The 20,300-nt window shown below is 40.2% G+C and carries 19 protein-coding genes; 3 read left to right on the forward strand and 16 right to left on the reverse strand.

The features are described 5' to 3' along the window. Nucleotide 1: 1 nt before the first annotated feature. Both DWY37_RS12220 and DWY37_RS12225 read right to left on the reverse strand, forming a co-directional pair. Nucleotides 2-1,723 (reverse strand): phosphoadenosine phosphosulfate reductase domain-containing protein, encoded by a 1,722-nt coding sequence (locus DWY37_RS12220; RefSeq protein ID WP_118544542.1) that lies wholly within the window; start codon nucleotides 1,721-1,723, stop codon nucleotides 2-4. Nucleotides 1,724-1,728: 5 nt separating this feature from the next. Continuing rightward, on the reverse strand, nucleotides 1,729-2,031 hold the full coding sequence (locus tag DWY37_RS12225) for a helix-turn-helix domain-containing protein (protein ID WP_117698001.1): 303 nt from the start codon (nucleotides 2,029-2,031) through the stop codon (nucleotides 1,729-1,731). Nucleotides 2,032-2,101: 70 nt separating this feature from the next. Between DWY37_RS12225 and DWY37_RS12230 the strand changes: the two genes are divergently transcribed. Continuing rightward, a complete protein-coding gene (locus tag DWY37_RS12230; RefSeq protein ID WP_117698000.1) occupies nucleotides 2,102-2,431 on the forward strand; it encodes a helix-turn-helix domain-containing protein in 330 nt (109 codons plus the stop codon). Between the two features lie 84 nt (nucleotides 2,432-2,515). On the opposite strand, the gene DWY37_RS12235 is transcribed toward DWY37_RS12230, so the two are convergent. The 10 genes from DWY37_RS12235 to DWY37_RS12280 all read right to left on the reverse strand — a co-directional run bounded on the left by DWY37_RS12235 (nucleotide 2,516) and on the right by DWY37_RS12280 (nucleotide 12,609). After that, on the reverse strand, nucleotides 2,516-3,289 hold the full coding sequence (locus tag DWY37_RS12235; RefSeq protein WP_117947773.1) for a ZIP family metal transporter: 774 nt from the start codon (nucleotides 3,287-3,289) through the stop codon (nucleotides 2,516-2,518). Nucleotides 3,290-3,383: 94 nt separating this feature from the next. After that, a complete protein-coding gene (locus tag DWY37_RS12240) occupies nucleotides 3,384-4,256 on the reverse strand; it encodes a GNAT family N-acetyltransferase (RefSeq protein WP_117697999.1) in 873 nt (290 codons plus the stop codon). A 1-nt stretch (nucleotide 4,257) separates the two neighbouring features. Beyond that, a complete protein-coding gene (locus DWY37_RS12245) occupies nucleotides 4,258-5,145 on the reverse strand; it encodes a DUF2156 domain-containing protein (RefSeq protein WP_117697998.1) in 888 nt (295 codons plus the stop codon). Nucleotides 5,146-5,308: 163 nt separating this feature from the next. Further along, on the reverse strand, nucleotides 5,309-6,151 hold the full coding sequence (locus tag DWY37_RS12250) for an Rpn family recombination-promoting nuclease/putative transposase (protein ID WP_158552025.1): 843 nt from the start codon (nucleotides 6,149-6,151) through the stop codon (nucleotides 5,309-5,311). Between the two features lie 368 nt (nucleotides 6,152-6,519). Continuing rightward, on the reverse strand, nucleotides 6,520-7,266 hold the full coding sequence (locus DWY37_RS12255) for a helix-turn-helix domain-containing protein (protein WP_117697996.1): 747 nt from the start codon (nucleotides 7,264-7,266) through the stop codon (nucleotides 6,520-6,522). A gap of 122 nt (nucleotides 7,267-7,388) precedes the next feature. Next, nucleotides 7,389-7,898: a QueT transporter family protein gene (locus DWY37_RS12260; protein ID WP_022243700.1), complete on the reverse strand. Its 510-nt coding sequence runs from the start codon at nucleotides 7,896-7,898 to the stop codon at nucleotides 7,389-7,391. Between the two features lie 231 nt (nucleotides 7,899-8,129). Then, a complete protein-coding gene (locus tag DWY37_RS12265) occupies nucleotides 8,130-9,032 on the reverse strand; it encodes a carbohydrate ABC transporter permease (RefSeq protein ID WP_242986114.1) in 903 nt (300 codons plus the stop codon). Further along, nucleotides 9,032-9,991: a carbohydrate ABC transporter permease gene (locus DWY37_RS12270; RefSeq protein ID WP_117697995.1), complete on the reverse strand. Its 960-nt coding sequence runs from the start codon at nucleotides 9,989-9,991 to the stop codon at nucleotides 9,032-9,034. Before DWY37_RS12270 ends, DWY37_RS12265 begins: the two co-directional genes overlap by 1 nt. Before the next feature lie 127 nt (nucleotides 9,992-10,118). Then, nucleotides 10,119-11,552: a hypothetical protein gene (locus tag DWY37_RS12275; protein ID WP_147326025.1), complete on the reverse strand. Its 1,434-nt coding sequence runs from the start codon at nucleotides 11,550-11,552 to the stop codon at nucleotides 10,119-10,121. 16 nt (nucleotides 11,553-11,568) lie between these two features. Further along, nucleotides 11,569-12,609, reverse strand: a complete 1,041-nt coding sequence (locus tag DWY37_RS12280) for a LacI family DNA-binding transcriptional regulator (protein ID WP_117697993.1) — start codon at nucleotides 12,607-12,609, stop codon at nucleotides 11,569-11,571. A 384-nt stretch (nucleotides 12,610-12,993) separates the two neighbouring features. Between DWY37_RS12280 and DWY37_RS12285 the strand changes: the two genes are divergently transcribed. Next, complete coding sequence (locus tag DWY37_RS12285) at nucleotides 12,994-15,438, forward strand: GH36-type glycosyl hydrolase domain-containing protein (protein ID WP_117697992.1); 2,445 nt, start codon at nucleotides 12,994-12,996, stop codon at nucleotides 15,436-15,438. 125 nt (nucleotides 15,439-15,563) lie between these two features. Here the strand turns inward: DWY37_RS12285 and asnS are convergent, their stop codons facing one another. Both asnS and tig read right to left on the reverse strand, forming a co-directional pair. Then, nucleotides 15,564-16,955, reverse strand: a complete 1,392-nt coding sequence (asnS, locus tag DWY37_RS12290) for an asparagine--tRNA ligase (protein WP_117697991.1) — start codon at nucleotides 16,953-16,955, stop codon at nucleotides 15,564-15,566. Nucleotides 16,956-16,994: 39 nt separating this feature from the next. Beyond that, nucleotides 16,995-18,188, reverse strand: a complete 1,194-nt coding sequence (gene tig / locus DWY37_RS12295) for a trigger factor (protein ID WP_158552022.1) — start codon at nucleotides 18,186-18,188, stop codon at nucleotides 16,995-16,997. 224 nt (nucleotides 18,189-18,412) lie between these two features. On the opposite strand from tig, the gene DWY37_RS12300 reads away from it, so the two are divergent. Continuing rightward, complete coding sequence (locus tag DWY37_RS12300) at nucleotides 18,413-18,823, forward strand: hypothetical protein (protein ID WP_117698024.1); 411 nt, start codon at nucleotides 18,413-18,415, stop codon at nucleotides 18,821-18,823. Nucleotides 18,824-18,870: 47 nt separating this feature from the next. Here DWY37_RS12300 and DWY37_RS12305 read toward each other — a convergent pair whose 3' ends face one another. Both DWY37_RS12305 and spoIIR read right to left on the reverse strand, forming a co-directional pair. Next, nucleotides 18,871-19,317, reverse strand: a complete 447-nt coding sequence (locus tag DWY37_RS12305; protein ID WP_022243709.1) for a DUF1934 domain-containing protein — start codon at nucleotides 19,315-19,317, stop codon at nucleotides 18,871-18,873. 40 nt (nucleotides 19,318-19,357) lie between these two features. Then, on the reverse strand, nucleotides 19,358-19,999 hold the full coding sequence (spoIIR, locus tag DWY37_RS12310) for a stage II sporulation protein R (protein ID WP_243092109.1): 642 nt from the start codon (nucleotides 19,997-19,999) through the stop codon (nucleotides 19,358-19,360). Between the last annotated feature and the right edge of the window lie 301 nt (nucleotides 20,000-20,300).

Consider the following 20,300-nt stretch of genomic DNA (forward strand, 5'->3'; position numbering starts at 1 on the left):
CTTACTCTTCCCTTTTTCCTCGTTTTGTTGCCAGCACTTTTCTAATATAGCAGCCACCTACATAATGGTTGACGCACTCTCCACAGCGGACACATTTTTCATCCAAAATATGATAGGAAATGCTTCCGTCCTTTTCATCCCGGATAACAATCGCATTGTGCTTACAGATACTTTCACAGGCCTTACAGCCCATGCAGAGCTGATATTTGGTCAGCTGGCATTTTATCTTATCTTCCGCTGTTTCCAGATTTTTTGCTCCATCCAGATGCGTATCATAAATTGTCACCTTCAGAGTGGTCTTACCTATTCGTCCCTGCAATTTTATTCTTGGATTGCCATTTTTTGTGGTAATAAACACTTCTCCCAAACGCTCATTTCCAAGATTCTTATTGATATATCCAAACGGCCGGAATAGCTCATATAATTCTTCTGAAATCGGCCGCTGCAATTCATAATTAAAGCTGTTTTCTTCCAATACACAGGGTTTAAATGACACCACTGCTTTATTGGCATATTCCACGCCATTTCCGCCCTGTCTGGCTTTCCATTTGCCATCCCGGATATAACTTTCTGCATCCGGCTTGCCAATCCGCCTTGCAAAATCAACCAATAATTCCTGCCAGTGCTTTGACTGCTCCGGCATATAAATTCTTGATAAAAATTCTGACCAGGCACTGTTATTCGGGCAGCACCAGCAGCCTACTCTGGTATAACCCCAGCGATATGCGTCATTGAAATCTGTCTTTGTAGTCAGAAGATACAGCCAGATATCAAAGTCCATCCAGTCAATAATCGGCGAAATCGTAATCTGCTTCGTAATCTTCGAGCCTTCTGTCTCCCGCTCATATTTGCTTCTGCTGGCAGACTCACTTCTCCGGATTCCATAGAATGTAATTATTTTATCTTTATCACCAAACAACGCTTTTATCTTCCGCTGAATTGCTCCCGTTTTAAAAATAGTACAGCACCAGCGCATGACACGGCTTGGCGGTCCCATCAGTTCACACAGTTCTTCAAAATTCTTTTCTTTATTTCTCGATGACAGAACCGGTGTCTTCGGATGCTCTTTCTTAAACCGCTCCACATAGTGCATGGTTTCCGGAAATTCCAATGTAGTATCCCCGAAAATATGAAGTATCTTCGGTTCTGATAACGCCCGCATTACAAGACTGGATACCACCGTGGAATCCTTTCCACCGGAAAAAGAGACAAACATATCCTGAATCTTATAATTCTTCGTGCTCTCTCTGATATAACCGGTCGCTTCTGTGGTTATCTCTTCATAACGCTCCCGGTTCTCCTCTAAGAATCTTTTTATATAGGAATCAAAATACTGATAGGTATTCTGTTCTCTCAAATCCTCATACTGCTTACGCACTTCTTCTGCGTCTACTTCTATTAAATCTTTTACAGAAAAGTCAATTCGTTTGCCATTGACATAATATTTATTTCCGGAGCCATTCCATACCGAATCTTTTAAAAATGCAAATGGCTTTTTCAGCAAAATTTCTAACAGCAATCTTTCCTCCGGAAATACCGGGCGGATATCCGATACCATTCTCCTTGGCTTACTGCCACAGGAACATTTTTTCTGATATAAAGGAATGTTACAGGTATCACACCAGTAAATGTCGGATTTTTCCAGTTCCGCCCGTTCCTTGCATACCGGACAGACGCTGGTCTGTGTTATGATATTATCTTTCGTGCATCGATATCTTTGCATTTAACTCACCATTTCTTCAATTCTTCCGGTTTCACATTCAAATAGGAACACAATTCCAGAAACTCTGTTGCGTTCAGGCTTTCTTTTGCTCCCACCTGCAGTTTATCCTCCGAAATGGCGGTATCCCGTGCAACCTGTGTTACGGATAAATGATTATCTGCTATGTATATTGCTAATTTTTCTGTTATTGTCTTTGCCATTTTTCTTTCTCTCTTTAAAAGATTCCAACTCATAATATTCTCTGACTCCGGGAATATTTTCTTATAAATAGCATTATATTCTTTCTTAAAGAGAATATCAACATTCATTTTTCCTGTTATCCGAGAATTGTTTGACGTTCAAAATATGTTAGTTTATGATTAAAAAAGAGGTGAAAAAATGAAAAATGCAAACATCGCAAAAGTATTAAAAGAATATCGCAAACGCAACCAGCTTTCCGTAACGGATGTCTCCATCCAGTTAAGTGAGAAATCTGTCCCGGTAGCGCCAAAAACCATTTATGGCTGGGAAAGCGGTCAGACCCAGCCGGATGCCGATACGCTTTTGCTCTTATGCGAAATATATAAAATCAATGACATTCTTGGAACTTTCGGTTATGACGATTCCGAAAAAATTATTCTGACCAGACATGAAAAAGAATTGATTCTACAATACCGGAAGCACCCGGAAATGCAGGAAGCAATACAGAAATTATTGAATTTATCTTAAAAGTGGTATCTTCCGACAGTAAAAAAATCCCGGAAAGCTGATAAAAATGAGATATTCCTCAAATTATCAGTTATCCGGGATTTTCTATCCCAGTGCCACATCCAGTATCATCATCAGCAGAAATCCTACTGAAAACCATATGGTTGCAATATTCGAATGGCTGCCTGTGGATGCCTCCGGCAGCAATTCCTCGATTACCACATAAATCATGGCGCCTGCTGCAAACGATAACAGATACGGCAGAATCGGAATCACTATGGATGCTGCTGCAATGGTTATAATTGCAGCTATCGGCTCTACAATGCCAGACAATGCACCGTAAAGAAATGCTTTTCCTTTTCCGGTTCCTTCACTGCGAAGTGGCAAGGATATAATTGCTCCCTCCGGAAAATTCTGAATGGCAATACCGATTGCCAGGGCAAGTGCTCCTGTCAAAGTAATATTTCCGCTGCCCATCAGAAATCCTGCAAATACTACACCCACTGCCATCCCTTCCGGAATATTATGTAAGGTAACTGCTAGTACCAGCATGGTTGTTTTTTTTAGGTGTGCTTTAATTCCCTCCGGCTCATCACTGTTTAAATGTAAATGCGGAATAATCCTATCCAAAATCAGCAAAAATGCAATTCCAAGGGCAAATCCAACTGCTGCCGGAATAAATGACAACCTTCCCATTTCTTCTGACATTTCCAAAGACGGAATCAATAGCGACCATACCGACGCTGCCACCATGACTCCGGATGCAAATCCCAGCAGGGATTTCTGCACCAGCGGCTTCAACTCCCCAGTCATAAACAGCACACAGGCCGCCCCTAAAAATGTTCCTACAAACGGAATCCAGATATATATTCCAATCATATAACACCTCCTTTCACACTTGCTATTCTAAAGCAGCATTTCATTATCTTCTTATAAAATTCTTCTCTCATATAGAATTTATCTCATAAAGTTTCTACTCCAGCGTAAGATTCAAGTACCCATTCTTTACCTCATCACAGCCGGTTATCATGCCAAAATCTTTTTTCTGATAGCCCTGTTCTTTTTTATCATTTCCGACTCGTTCTTCTCTTTCAACTGCCGCCAGAGATTTTCTGACTCTGACCGGAACTTTTATCCGAAGACGCTTTAATACCGCCAGCAAATCCTGCTCTGATAAAGTTGTTTCCAATACTTCGATTGCATTTTCCTCTTCCCGGAATAATAAAAGCTCCTCTCTGCCATGGTGCTGCACTTTATAAGCATAACCATCTGCATAGTCATTTTCCAGCAACGCATAAGTGATTGCATCCTTATCCCAGCGGATATAACCATTTCCCATAAAATAAGCATCCCGAAGCTGCACATACTCATCCGGTGTCACTGTAAGCAGCCAGTATTCCTGCTTCCCTTTTTCTTCCCCTTTTGCTTCTGCAATTTCATCCGGAAGAATGGTTCGCTCTGCTACGCAAAATGCCATACGGAATCCCAGCTTCTCATAATAGTATATGAGGCTTTCGCTGGCTGGTTCTAAGACAATCGGTGTCAGGAAATGCTGTTTTCCTTTTTCTAACAGCATTTTTGCATAGCCCCTGTCCCGGTATTCCGGCAGGGTTGCTACTGCATAAGCATAATGTACCGGTATCTCGCCTTCCCCGGTCACAAGATACGCCTTAAGAAATGTTGTCATTGCCACAGGCTTCTTATCTTCCATACACACCAGCATATTTTCTTCCGTAAACCGGTGCGTGAAATAGAATTCCATATAGTCCTCTTCATCCCCGAAGCCCCGATGCCAAATCTCTTTTATCTGTGGAATCATCTCTTTTGTTGCAAACCGTATTTCCATCTTAAATCTCCCGTGCAGTATAATTTTTCAGCAAAATATCAGGATAATAGGATAATTTTGCCTTTCGCAGTCCTTCATCCCCGGCATCATCTTCTCGGTTTACATAACTATACTCCTGACAATTATGCATTACAAACTGCTGATTAATCATTGGATAAGCACCCTGTATTTCCGGAAATGCTTTTTCAAAATGCACGACATAAGTATCGGAATTTAATCGTTCTCCTATGGTAAATGCTACGATTTCTCCAGCCTTACGCAATATGCCACCTTCTAAATGCAACTCATCAAAATATTTCATTGCCTGATTCAGGGCACACTGCTCATCACTCATATCCTCATTCCACTTGCAGGCTCTCCGGTCGCACCACTTAAGATTCATATCATAGCATTCCTGCTTATTTTCCGCTGTCATTGGCTCATAACTCCAATCCTCGTCATCTTTAAATCTTGCAATGTGATTTCGTTTGCCATGAAGCTTCTTTCCTGCCAGACTGGTCAGCTTATCCACTGTATAAATATAATCAAAGCTGTCCCTGTTTTCTTCGATCTGAAAAATACCGGAAAAATACGTTTCTAAAAACTCCCGGTCTGCCTCCTCAATACTTTCAATATAGAGCTTGCTGTTATCTTCTTTTGCATGTGTAAGGAGCTGCATAATTGCTGCCTTCTTATCTCCGGCTCCAATTGGGAATGCATAACAGTCTTCCCCTTCTGCATCGAATTTTATCACGCAGCAGCCGCAGACTTCTGCCACTTCCACTTTATATATCACAGACCAGATAAAGTTATTTGCAAAGCTATATTCGCAGCCCTGTCTGTTATCTTCCCTGAGCTTTTCACTCATCCAGTCTCTGTCATCTATGGTTATTGGTCTAAATTCTATCATATCATCTTCCTCATTCTCTTTTCTTCCCCCATATTATACCCCAGATTGTCAACTCCTGCCCTGCATCACATAAGATATGCAGGGCAACACAAAATCGCTACTGCCACACTCCATATAGTTTATGGCAATAGCGAGCTTCTCCGATATCATATTTATTTCATATCTATAACTTCTTCACACCCTTTAATAATGCTTCCGCCTCATCCTCTGGCAGAGCAAAAATGTCCATCAGGCTGTTCTTTATTTCACCTGCCGGTACGTTCTTTGTCCGCATCTTTTCAATATACTGGTTTAGTATTTCCCTCTTTCCAGTTACAATTCCCTCTGCTTTTCCTTCTTCCCTTGCTTCTTCTCTATCTTCAATCCAGTCCGACTGTCTCTGCATATATTCTTTCCTCCATTTCTGGTTATCACGAACCCGTTGAACCTCCCTGTCCAACCGGTGGACGAAATCTGTTTCTATTGTTTTCTCAGACAGGTATTCCAAAAATGCTTTCATCTCTGCACTGACATCATCCTGCCATCCCATTGTACTCAAAAATATTTTTCCCGCTTCGTCTCCCAATGCCAGGTTCAAATCCTGTATACAACGGTTTTCAAAAGAATAAATATGTCTGCCTTCATCAAAAGGATCAAATGTACAGATAAATATCACATAACTTTTATTCAGGCTTTGATACTCAATACCCTTATCCGTCTCATCAATATCTATTATTCCCTGATAATAACGGCTTCTTTTCGGAAGATGCTTTTTCTTTCCTGTCTGCATCTCGATATCATAGATTGTATGATTCTCATCTGCTGCATAAACATCCATACGCACACTTTTTGCATTTGCCGCCACGTCCAGAGTCTTCTGCTCTTCCAGATATACAATGTCTGCAATTGGAAACCCCATAATCAATTCCAGCAATTCCTTACAAAGCATTTTATTCTGCATTACCTTTGCAAACATAAAATCATCCGAAAGCTCCAGTTCCTCATAACTTTTCCATTTTCTTTCCATATACACTACTTCTCCTTTCATTATAGTAAAAGAATGCCTGATTGACAACCCGAACACAGTCTTTTACTATTTCATCCTTTTGCTTCTTGTACCTGTTTCTTGGATTTTTCTGGCGAAATGCCACTGAAAAGGGAAATATCCCCATTTAAATTCTGATAGAAAACATACGATATGTTTCTGACACTGCTATCTTAACGGCTGATTCCGGATAAGTCAATATAACATTCCTTTATTTCAGAGAAATTTTATAAATGTATCTTTTCAATTTATTAGTGCAATTACAAGAACCATACTCTGCGATTTTCTTACTACTCAAGTCAAAAAAGAAGACCCTTTATCTTTCAAACAAAAAGGTCTTCTCCTGCACATTATTCTTTTTCTTTAATCATTTTAAACATCTGGACACGGTTTCTGATGCCCAGCTTCCGATAGATATTTAAGATATGCTTCTTTAATGTATTTACGCTTATGGACAATTCTTCACAGATGGTATGATTATCCTTTCCCTGCATCAGAAGCTGCAGTATCGTATGCTCCCGCTTTGTCAGTTCATATTTCTCTGTTACTTCTGTTATCGTTAGTTTCTCTGCCCTTTCATCCTTTTGCTGTCCGTCCTTATATAACCGGAATGCCAGATGGTCTTTCAACATGTCCAGAATAAAAATGTCATCATACTGGAAATTATCTTTTCCGATTGTCCGGTAAAAAGTGACAACGCCTAAAAATTCTTTATTTCTTCCCAATATCATCTGGATTGCATAATGCCAGTTATTTGGCCGGTACACCTTCTGATAATATTCTGTCTGTACCCTTTTTTCATCCGATATCATATCTGTTTCCCGGTACACCAGACTCTTTCCGCTATATACAATTCCGCGATTCGAATTCATTTCATCATACATCGGGGATTCATCATCACAATTATAAGTGACCGGTCTTACCAGATGCCTGCTCTCCTGGCTGTCTGCGAGAAAAAAATCTGCACTGTCAAAATCCAGCACCATCTTCATCTGCTCTAAAAACTGCTCCCGCATAATATCTGCATCTTCCGTCGTATAAATCTTATAAATAATACTATTTAAAATCATCCAGTCATTTGTCTCTAATGTTTTCAATCAATCACCCTCTTTAAGTATTTTTCAGATGTAAAAAGAGGGCATATTCTTTCGAATATACCCTCTTTGGTCTAAAACCATTATATTTTATGGCATTTTAAATTGCAAGTATTATTTTATTTTTATTCATGAAAGATTACATTGCGGTACTTATTCAGTACCCGGAGTAATACACTGCCTAAAATCACACAAGTGATAACTTCTCCGATTCCGACAGTAAGTGCATTAAATGGAATCGACCAGTCAACGCCTTTATATTCTGTAATAAAGCCATAACCATAGCGTAATACAAAAGGTACAATCACCATATTTGCAATAACCGGCGGCCATGTACATGCGAATTTATGCTTTCTTAATGCATAAGTTCCAAACGCTCCAATCAAAGTTGCAATGCTTCCGCACACAACATCCACCGGAATCCCGCCTGTCAGCATATTTGCCAGAAAACATCCCAGCCATAATCCCGGAATTGCTGCAGTCGTAAATACTGGCAGAATACATAATGCTTCTGAAATACGCACCTGAATCGTACCGGATGCCAGTCCTGCAATACTGCTAAGATAAGTCAGTGCCACATAGATTGCTGCAATTAACGCAGCCTGCACAATAAATAATACTTTTTTGTTTCTCATATTCTTTTGTCTCCTCTAGTTTTGTTTTACGAGTGGAAGGTCTCGAACACTCGGTTTCTTCTTCCCCTAAGACCTTGGTTTTACGGGGTACTTGCAACGTTTGAAAGTGTATCACAGAACTTGTCTAATTGCAAGCGATTGTATGCACACAAAGAGAGGCTGCTGTAGCAGCCTCTCTTCGCGCTTAATTATATTTTGTATGAGGAAATGGAAAAAAGAATTATCTTTGTTTTAGCCCTTTACACCACCAAGTGCTACACCTGCTACAATATACTTTGAAAGGATAAGGTAAGCAATAATTAATGGAAGTACCGTTACGGTAAGGCCTACATATACAACACCGTAATCTACACGGAACTGATCAGATGTCAGCATCTGTACAAACAATGGAAGTGTTTTCTTCTCATCAGTTGTTAACATGATGGTTGGGGTAAAGAGGTTATTCCACTGTGCAATAAACTGGAAGATTGCCTGTGTTGCTACTGCCGGTTTCATAATCGGCATGATAATGGTATTGAAAATCCGGAATTCTCTTGCTCCGTCAATTCGTGCAGCTTCAATCATTTCAATGGATAAGGTACTTTCCATATACTGTTTCATGAAGAATACAACTGCCGGTGCTGCGATACAAGGAATAATCAATGGGATATAAGTATCTACCAGATTCAGTTTTAACATAAAACGGTAGAAACCAATGATTGTAATCTGGTTCGGCACCATCATGATTGCCATGATGAACGCCCATGCAAACTTCTTTGCTTTGAAGTTATATACATGAATTCCATAAGCTGTCATACAGGAACAATATACTGCAAGGAAGGTACCTGGTACTGTGATACATAAGGAGTTAATCATTGCTCTTCCTAATGTTAATCTCATACCATTCTGCTTCTGAAGAAGCATGTTCCAGTTCTCCATCAGGTGGGAGGAAGGAATCAAGGATACACCTGCCTGAATATCTCCAGAAGTTCTGGTCGCATTCATAACCATTAAAAGGAATGGCAGTAAACTAAGGAGACAGAAGAGGATACAAATCAAACCTCGGATTGCTCTTTTTGTATGTAATACTTTCGAATAACTTTTCTGTTTTGGCTGGGATGTCTGTCCGCTCATTGCCATATCAAAACTTGCCATTATCGATTCCCTCCTTTCTTATGTTTCTTCTCGCTCCGATCCGTCATCGTTCCGAAGAAGATAAGACTAATAATCAAGGTCAGAATAAACAGGAATACAGATACTGCTGCTGCCTTACCTACATCACTCTGATATAATCTCATGATGTACATTGCCATTGTTGTGGATGAATCATCCGGCTGTCCGATAAGTCCTGACTTACTGACATTGAATAATGCCGGGATATCGTACATCTGTAAACCACCGATTGCGGAAGTAATCAATACGTATAACATAATCGGTTTTAATAATGGAAGTGTTAAATAACGGAATTTCTTCCATCCGGTTGCTCCATCGATATCAGCCGCTTCATAAAGACTTGGGTCAATTCCCAAAACTCCTGATATCAGCAACAGGGTTGTATTTCCATACCACATCCAGAAGAGGATAAATGATATTAATCCCCGCGTTCCGCCGACGCTTGTCATAAAGTTAAATTTCTGTGAAATGATTCCCATATCACGTAAAGTCTGTGTAATTGGTCCATACTGGGAAAACATTGCATTGAATAAAACAGATACAGACGCTGCTGTGATAATACTAGGTAAGTAAATAATAATTTTGTATGCGCCCTGAGCTTTTAATTTTACAATGTTATCAGTCAGCCATACTGCCAGTAACAATGAAACTAAAATCTGTGGAATAAAGTTACATACCCACATTGTCAGTGTATTTTTCAAATAAATCAATGCATATCCTTTTTCACCGGCTGTCAGTCCGAGAATATTTTTGAAATTGTCTAATCCGCAAAATTCAATAAATTCTCTACCGTTTCTCTTATAGTAGCTTAATGTACTATAGTAAAATGTATTAAATAACGGCCATAACTGAAACAGACAATATGCAATGAAGAATGGGGCGATAAAGAAGTATCCATATCTGCCATATTCAATATGTTTACGTTTTTTCTTTTTGTCCATCTTTGCCAACTCCTCTCAATCCATCTTCCATTTCCCTATATTTTAAAATAACTCTCCAATAGTTTTGTTTATAAATGCTGCCCTTCCCATGCCGGAAAGGGCAGCATAGTTATTGTTCTTTTACTGATTATTCAGCTTTTAAGTATGAATAGGAGTCATGTACTGCGGATTTGAAATCTGCGATTGCAGTATCTTTATCCTTGTTTCCTGCTGCATACTCTTTCACCTGAGTAGACCAAGCAGAGTTGATGTTCTGATCTTCTGCTGTTGCATTCTTAGCACTGATGGAATCAGCCATTGGTAAGTAGAATGCCATGATATCCTGACCAGCTGCTTCATATAAGTAGTCACATGTTGCGCCTGCTTCAGAAATCTTCTTAACAGCTTCTTTGTTGTTTACGAAATCACTGTTCTTTGCATTGATAGATACCATGAAGTCTGTGTCACAGGTAAATGCTTTGATAATTGTTCCAGCCATTTCTTTGTCTGCACAGTTAGCTGTTGCTGCAAGTCCTGTACCACCCCAGTAGAACTGTTCCGGAGCATTTACAAGGATTGTGTTACCTTTCCAGGTATCTTTTAAGCTCCAGTATGTGAACCATGGGCATCCACAGTAAGCAACTGCTGCATTAGATGTCTCGCCGTCACCTTCCATGTTTGCATACCAGTCTGTTGACCACTGGTCTGTTTCATAGGTTAATCCTTCGTCTACCATTGTCTTAGCAAGTTCCATATACTGTGTCATGTTATCATCAACAGAAATAACATCGTCATCGCCATACCAGCCGGTTGCTCTTGAGTTAGAAAGTACACGGAAGCACTCATCATAACCGGAGAACAGTTTACATTTTCCATTAGATGCATCATTTACTTTTCTTGCTGCATCAAGAACACCATCCCATGTAGAGAACATTGTGCTTAATTCATTTACATCAGTTGTTCCAAGATATTTCTCACAAAGGTCTGCTCTTAACTGGAAACATCCAGGAGTAGCCTGCCAGAATAATGCTTTTACATTGTTTGCATCAGAAGAATCTTCGCCGGATACAGTTCCAAGATCCAGATTGTACTGATACTGATTTGCATAATCATCTGCTGTAATTCCACAGTCACCAACTGAGGTCAGCCAGTCACTGTTTACATATTTCAAAACGTAGTCAACCTCAAGTCCCATCAGGTCTGGATACAATTCATTATCAGGATCATCTAAGATTTCATCAATCTTTGTCTGATAATAATCAGATCCACCTGCATTTACGAATACGATACGTTTTGCAAGGTCTGGGTACTGCTCTGCAAACGGTCCATCCAAAATGTTCTTGATGTCATCGTTCCAGCCCCATACTACGAATGCATCATCTGCACTTGGATCACCGGTGATGGTGTTCTCTACTTCTGTAGAATCAGAACCACTGTCTGTGTCCGTATCTGCATCTGCTGTTCCTTCTGTGTTGGATGCATCATTGTTCGCATCCTTTGTGTCATCCCCTGATCCACATCCAGCTACCATAGCTGCTACCATGGATACGCATAATAAAGTACTGATAAGTTTCTTTTTCATTGAGTTCTCCTCCTTCTCATTTTTCATCCTCCTCGGATGTTGTTTCAGGCAGCTCTCCTACCGACTGGCCGGTAATCAATGTGCCCTCTATAACGACTCTCTCTATGAGAGTAGTTCTCGGTTTCTCGATGGCATCAATCAGACGCCGTGCTGCTTCTCTTCCTATTTCTTCTGTATCCTGACGAATCGTTGTGATTCTCGGATGAGATAACTGGGAAATTCTTGTTCCGTCATATCCTGCAATGGAAACATCTTCCGGGATATGCATCCCACGTTCCATAATCACGTTTTTCCCTCCGATTAAAGAGGTGTCATCCGGATAAAGAATACAGGTTGGCGGGTCATCCATATCAAGTAAAATTTCTGTCTGCTCCGCCGCTCCCTTTGTTTCCAGATAAGCAGCTTCCCGAATGTAATCTTCATTTACCTTAATATGAAGTTCTTCCATCGTCCGGTAAAAGCTTGTAAGTCTTTCTCTTGTTACATTCGAGTTTTTCTGTCCATGTATGTAAGCAATTTTTCGGTGACCCTTCTTATATATATACTTCAGCAGCTCTTCCATTCCTTTTACATTATTGGAACAAACTGCTGTGCAATTGTAATGTGTATAATCAATGGTCACTACCGGGAATGCACTGTTCATTAATTCAAGCACTCCCTGGCTGGCAAAATCAGCACACACGATAACGATTCCTTCAAAGTTCCGGTATCTGCAATGTTCAAAAAATGAGGTTTTCTTTACTCCGTAACTGTTGTTGATAAATGTCACGTCATATCCCATCTTCTCAACCTGCACCTTAATTCCATTTAACACACCTGAAAAATATTCATGTGTCAGGCCACTTCCTGCTTCTTCCTGAAACAGGACTCCTACGTTGTAGGAACGGTTGGTCTTTAATGCTCTGGCAGCTGCATTTGGAAAATACCCCATCCGCTCTGCTGTCTCTCTTACTCTTGCTTTTGTTTCTTCTCCAATATCATGTTGTCCATTCAGTGCTTTGCTAACTGTTGCAGTTGATACACCACATTCTTTCGCAATGTCTTTTAAAGATACCATCTTTTGCACCTCACTGTTTTGAGTTGCTTTTCTTAATCGTTTTCGTAGCTTTATCATAACATATTCAGTGTGAAATGCAACTATTTTTTGTATATTTGTAACAGTTATCCAGTTTTAAGTCGTCAGTTTTGTGCATTTTTTACTAATCTTGTTTTCTTTCTTCTATATTAAGTCGATTTTTTTCTTTCTCTTTACTTAATCGTTATCACTCGGTGTTTTCGATTCATATGACAAAAAGCTGTCATTTTCGCTCTTTTCTCCTAAAATGCATACTTTCTTCAATATTTCTGTTGCTTTTTCCTGATTCTTATATTATACTCAACCTAAAGAAATACCTCTCTTAATCGTTTTCGGACTTATTGTATTTAAGGAGGTTATTTAATTATGAAATTTGGACATTTCGATGATGCAGCGAAAGAATATGTCATCACTTCCCCAAAGACTCCACTTCCATGGATCAACTATTTAGGATGTGAAGATTTCTTTTCACTGGTTTCTAACACCTGCGGAGGATACAGTTTCTATAAAGATGCCAAGCTCCTTCGTCTTACAAGATATCGTTACAACAATATTCCTTATGACAGCAATGGACATTATTACTATATCAAAGATGGTGACACCATCTGGAATCCGGGATGGATGCCAGCCAAGACTGAATTAGATTCCTATCAGTGCCGGCATGGATTAGGCTACTCTGTTTTTGAGGGAAGCAAAAATCAGTTATCCGCAGAGCTGACCATGTTTGTTCCTATGGGAAATACCTGTGAGATTAACAAACTGACACTGACCAACCACGGCAGCGAACACAAAGAAATTTCCGTATTCTCTTATGTAGAATTCTGTCTGTGGAATGCCATGGATGATATGACAAACTTCCAGCGTAACTTCAGTACTGGTGAAGTGGAAATTCACGGCTCTGCCCTTTATCATAAGACAGAATACCGCGAACGCCGTAATCATTATGCGGTATATGCTGTAAATACCCAGCTTGCCGGATTCGATACCGACCGTGAATCTTTCCTTGGTGCTTATGGCGAAAATTCCGCGCCGGAAGTTGTCATAAACGGAACCTCTAAGAACTCTGTAGCAAGCGGCTGGTCTCCGATTGGTTCCCACCATATCAAGGTTTCTCTTGCACCGGGCGAATCAAAATCCTTTGTTTTTGTACTGGGTTATGTAGAGAATCCGGTTGCCGAGAAATGGGATGGTCCTGCTGAAAACGGATGCATCAACAGAAAACCGGCAGAAGAATTATTAAAACGTTTTGATACCACAGAAAAAGCTGACGCTGCTTTAGCAGAATTAAAAGAATACTGGAATAACCTTTTAAACCACTTTACCGTATCTTCTTCCGAAGAGAAGTTAGACCGTATGGTAAACATCTGGCATCAATATCAGTGTATGGTTACCTTTAATATGTCACGTTCCGCTTCCTATTTCGAATCCGGAATTGGACGAGGCATGGGCTTCCGTGATTCCTGTCAGGATCTTTTAGGATTTGTTCATCTGATTCCGGACCGTGCAAGACAGCGTATTTTAGATATCGCATCTACCCAGTTTGAGGATGGAAGTGCTTACCATCAGTATCAGCCACTTACCAAAAAAGGAAATGCTGATATCGGAAGCGGATTCAATGATGACCCGTTATGGCTCATTGCCGGTACTGCTGCTTATATCAAGGAGACCGGAGATTACTCCATTTTAGATGAAATCACTCCTTATGATAATGACGAAAGCAAAGCAACCGATTTTATGGAACATTTAAGACGTTCCTTCAACTATACCAGAACACACTTAGGACCACATGGACTTCCTCTGATTGGACGTGCTGACTGGAATGACTGTCTGAACTTAAACTGCTTCTCAGAAGAGCCGGGTGAATCTTTCCAGACCTTCGGACCATCTGAGGGACCAAATGCAGAGTCTGTATTTATCGCAGGCATGTTTGTAAAATATGGTAAAGATTATGTAGAAATCTGCAAACACAGAGGTCTGGAAGAAGAAGCCAAAGAAGCGGAAGAAGCAATTGCTTCCATGGAAAAAACCGTTCTCGATGCCGGCTGGGATGGCGAATGGTTCTTAAGAGCTTACGACCACTACAAACAGAAAATCGGTTCCAAAGAATGTGACGATGGTAAAATCTTTATCGAGCCGCAGGGATTCTGTGTTATGGCAGAAATCGGACTGAAAGAAGGCAATTGTCTTCAGGCAATGCAGTCTGTTGAAAAATACTTAGATACCAAATACGGTATTGTACTGCTGCAGCCACCTTATCACAAATACCATGTAGAGCTCGGTGAAATTTCTTCCTATCCACCTGGATACAAAGAAAATGCAGGTATCTTCTGTCACAACAATCCATGGATTTCCATTGCAGAAACAGTCGTTGGACGTGGCGACCGTGCATGGCAGGTATACACCAGAACCTGTCCTGCTTATATCGAAGATATCAGCGAAATCCACCGCACTGAGCCATATGTGTACTCTCAGATGATTGCCGGAAAAGATGCGCCAAACTTCGGTGAAGCAAAGAACAGCTGGCTTACCGGTACTGCTGCATGGACTTTCCTTGATGTATCCCAGTATATCTTAGGTATCCGTCCGGATTATGATGGTCTTGTAATTGACCCATGTATTCCATCTACTTTATCCGGTTTTACCGCAAAACGTGATTTCCGTGGTGTAACTTATCACATTCAGGTAAAGAATCCAAATGGCGTACAGAAAGGTGTCAAGGTTCTTACTGTGGATGGTGTTATTGCTGATGGCAATATGATTCCATTTGATCCGTCTAAGAAAGAAGTTACTGTTGAAGTAATTATGGGTTAAGCAAAATACCTCCCTTTATTTATCTTATATAAAATCAATCCATGATTCAAAAGAAGGGCGTATGAAAAAACGAAAGTTTTTTCATACGCCCTTCTTCTATATACTTCTTTTATAACCTGCTGCTCTTACAATTCACAGGTATTAACGGTTCTTGGGAACGGAATGACATCACGGATGTTTGCCATACCGGTAAGATACATGACGCATCTTTCAAATCCAAGTCCGAAGCCTGCATGTCTTGCAGAACCATATTTACGTAAATCAAGATAGAAGCTGTAATCTTCCTCTTTTAATCCAAGTTCATGGATTCTTTCTAATAATTTATCGTAGTCATCCTCTCTCTGGCTTCCTCCGATAATTTCTCCGATTCCTGGCACCAGACAGTCAACTGCTGCAACTGTCTTGCCATCCTCATTGAGTTTCATATAGAAGGCTTTGATTTCCTTTGGATAATCTGTTACAAATACCGGTCTCTTGAAAACCTGCTCGGTTAAGAAACGCTCATGCTCGGTCTGAAGGTCACAGCCCCAGGATACCTTATAATCAAATTTATCATTATTCTTCTCCAGAAGTTCAATGGCTTCTGTATAAGTCACTCTTGCGAAATCGGAATGTAATACATTATTCAGCCGTTCAATCAGTCCCTTGTCTACGAAGGAATTAAAGAACTGCATTTCTTCCGGTGCATGTTCCATAACATAGGAAATAATATATTTCAGCATACTCTCTGCCAGTACCATGTCATCTTCCAGATCTGCAAATGCAATTTCCGGCTCAATCATCCAGAACTCTGCAGCATGTCTTGTAGTATTGGAATTCTCTGCCCTGAAGGTTGGTCCAAAGGTATAAATATTTTTGAACGCCAGTGCAAAGGTCTCTCCGTTTAACTGTCCACTTACGGTAAGATTGGTTGGTTTTCCAAAGAAATCCTGTGTATAATCAATGCTTCCGTCTTCCTTGTGTGGAATGTTATTTAAGTCCATGGTAGTAACCTGGAACATTTCTCCCGCACCCTCACAGTCACTTCCGGTAATCAGCGGAGTGTGTACATAGACAAAGTCCCTCTCCTGGAAGAACTTATGAATTGCATATGCAATCAGGGAACGTACACGGAATACTGCCTCAAAGGTATTGGTACGTGGTCTTAAATGTGAAATAGTTCTTAAATATTCGAAGCTGTGACGTTTCTTCTGTAACGGATAATCCGGTGCAGATGCGCCTTCAATTACGATTTCCTCTGCCTGAATTTCAAATGGCTGTTTTGCTTCCGGTGTAGCTTCCAGCACTCCGGTAACAACAATAGCTGCACCAACATTAATTTTGGTAAGCTCCTGAAAATTCTCCAGTCCGTCTGCATATACTACCTGCAGTGGTTCAAAGAAAGTTCCGTCATTTACTACGATAAATCCGAAGTTTTTAGAATTACGGTTACTTCTTACCCAGCCTCCGACGGTAATCTTCTTACCTACATAATCTTCCTGATGGTGAAATAAATCTCTGATGTCAACAAGTTCCATTTTTCTATCCCCCTTAGATAAAAAATTTTCTAATCCTTTTTAGTTTTCTGTATTTAATTCAGTATCTGTAACATTTTCTGTTCCTGCCTCATCTTCAACAGTTGCACTGTCAACTACTTTCTGAAGTGCCAGATTGCATACATATACTTTCTTTAAATATTCTTTTCCGCTGTCTGCGCTCAATCCATATGATTTGTATAATGTGGATTCATCGCTGTAGCTGTAATTGCTCATAAGATTTCCAACGTAGCTGTCAAAGCCATCCTGGTCAAACTCAATGCCTTCCTTTTCTGCAATTGCCTCTAAAATCATCTGTGTCTTAAGATCTGATGTCACTTCGTCAGTTACATTGCTTACAAATTCATCATAATCCTGATTTGCTGTATTTTCCACATAATCCTTAAGGCTGCTTCCATCGCTGCAGTAATAGGATTCATACTGTGCCATTACCTCTTCCATACGGGCATCCAGAAGTCCATCCGGAAGTTCCTTTACGGTACATACCTCTCCTAACTTGTCCATTACTGCAGAACGGATTGCAGATTTCTTGGAGGATTCCTTAGAAGATTCCAGATAATTGCGTGCATCTGCCTTCATCTCATCTACCGTATCATAGCCAAGGCTGGCCTTAGCATTGACATATGCCACATATTCATCTGTCATATTGTCATAAGTAATATCCTGCTTCTCAACAATTTTATTGATGGTTACATTAAACACAACCGCCTGTCCTGCCAGGTCTGTATTTTTATAGCTTTCCGGGAATGTAAGATTCAAGGTTACTTTATCCCCTACTTTTGCACCGATCAGTCCTTCTTCGAAGCCGTCAATAAACGTATTGCTTCCAATCTCTAAGACCGTATCTGTTGCAGTTCCACCGCTGAATGCCACGCCATCTTTTAATCCTTCATAATCGATATTTACAGCATCTCCATCCTCTACCACTGTTTTATCCGTATCTGCATAGTATGGATAGTTGGTAATTACGCTATTCTCAATAAAAGTCTTCACATCATCATCACTTACGGAATAATCGTCTGTCAAAGCTACTGACAATCCCATATAATCGCCCAGTTCCACATAATCAAGCGGGTCAAAATCAATTGCCGCACTGGATACCACTTCTGTGCTCTCTGTATTCTCTACCGATTCACTTTTCTTGTCTTTTCCACAGCCAGTTACTGAAAATGCCAGTGTCAGGCATAACAATACTGCTACTATTTTCTTCTTCATGTTTATTTCCCTTCTGTCTTTCATTCAAAGGCTGGATTTTTCCAGTCAGTCATACTTTCTAAAGATACCACATTTTCACCGAAAATAAAAGCATTTCATAGAATTTTTCGCATTTGCAGGTTGTCAATCCTGCCAATCAATGATACAATCATATTTGGATTTTACTTAAGGAGGTTTTCATCGTGCCAAAATTTGCGATTGTATTATTAACAATACTGATTATTATGATTATTGCCCTGATTGTTCTTTATTTTGTGGGCAAACGAGCTCAGAAAAAGAAAGAAGAACAGGATGCCCAGATTGCAGCAGCAGCACAGACCATTTCCATGCTGATTATCGATAAGAAGAAGATGCGGCTTAAAGATTCCGGTCTTCCGGCAAATGTCATTGCCCAGACCCCGAAAATGCTCCGCCGTTCCAAACTTCCAATCGTCAAAGCAAAGGTTGGTCCAAAGGTTATGACTTTAATCTGTGACGGACAGATTTTTGATTCTGTTCCGGTTAAGAAGGAAGTAAAAGCTACTGTCAGCGGGCTTTACATTACTGCAGTAAAAGGAATGCGTGGTCCTATTGAAGCGCCTGCCAAAAAGAAAAAAGGCTTTATGGCAAAGTTAAAAGAAAAAGCTGGTAAATAAAATAACTTGAGCTGGGTTTTCACCCAGCTCTATTTTTATACATCCAGCTACGCAAGACTGAATCCGCCTTTTTCTTTTGATGCAATCTTCATCTTAATGGTACAGTCCGCCAGATGCTCATAGTTTACCTCCAATGCATAATCTATCTGCACATCAATACAATGTTCTGTCTCTTCCACTTTAATATCCTTTGCATCAATTCCAACCAGAAGATTTCCAAATGGCGTTCCATAATAAGACATATTTTTCCGGTTCTTTTCAAAGACCATGTGTACATTGGAAACTCCTTTTTTTGTAATATCAATACAGTTTTCCTGCATCTTGATTATATTCTTTGTGCTTCCTTCAAAACCTTCATTTACTTCTTCATACAGCACATAATGTTTTCCGTTTTTCTGGTAATAATCCCCTACTGTAATCACTTCAACCGGCTCTGCTTCTCCTTCTGCCGGCATCTGTAATCCGCTGATTGATACAATTACATCTTTTGTCATCTAATCCGCTCCTTCTATAGAAATCCAGGTCAGTATAGCACTATTTATCCCAGAAATCCAGCCATTTCCATGAAATCTTATAATTCTTCTCTTCCATCAGAGACTGATATTCCGTCTCACTCAAGGTATCCTTCAATACCTTTTCTGATTTACCATCCACAACCTCATAGACACTTCCTTCAAAGCACATATTCGGATACATGACACACCACCAGTTATGTCCCATGCCTGCTCCGATAATCACTTCCAGTGCCTGATAAGTTCCCGCCGGGAACGTATAACTGCCATAGGTCTTTACCGGGAACTCCACGGAAGATAATTTCACCTCTACCGGATAATCATAGCCCTCCTGCCGGATGACTTCTTTTGCAATATGTATAATTTCCGGGAAGTGTTCTCCTGCAATCCGGCTGCTTTCTTCGGCTGTCTTAGCATCCTGCAAAAGTTCTCCCATTTCTTTTCCAACAGCATCCCGCACCTTAAGCTTCAGTGCCTGATCTGCTTCCCCATCACTGTTTGCCCTGACATGGAAACGCAGAATCTTTTCTGCAATGTCCTCCTGCATTCTTCGCCCCTCATAAGCCTTTTTCGCACTGCCTGCCGTAAATACCAACAGTAATAACAGCATGCCATAGAACAACGCCCTTTTTAAATACAATTTTTTTCGGTTATATTCTTTCATGGTAAAACTCCTTTTCATGTTTCTGATTTCTTATTTCTTCTTTTCCTTGCTACACTTTCTTTCGCCATACTATTCTGACTTTCTATCTGGAATATAACCGAAAAAATTTTTTCTATACATTTTGATAACTTTTTGGGGGAGAAAATTTTATGTAGAAATGGGGTGGGGTTGTAAATTTTTCTTGGTGGGATGCGGCTGAGCTTGTAACTTTTCTTTTTGGGGACACGGTTGAGTTTGCGACTTTTCTCTCAAAAGTCGCTGGTGAAGTTGATTTGGGTATAATTTAAGAAAAATGACTCTT

Origin of the sequence: Roseburia sp. AF25-13LB, assembly GCF_003478915.1 — a bacterium.
GTDB lineage: Bacteria > Bacillota > Clostridia > Lachnospirales > Lachnospiraceae > Roseburia_C > Roseburia_C amylophila.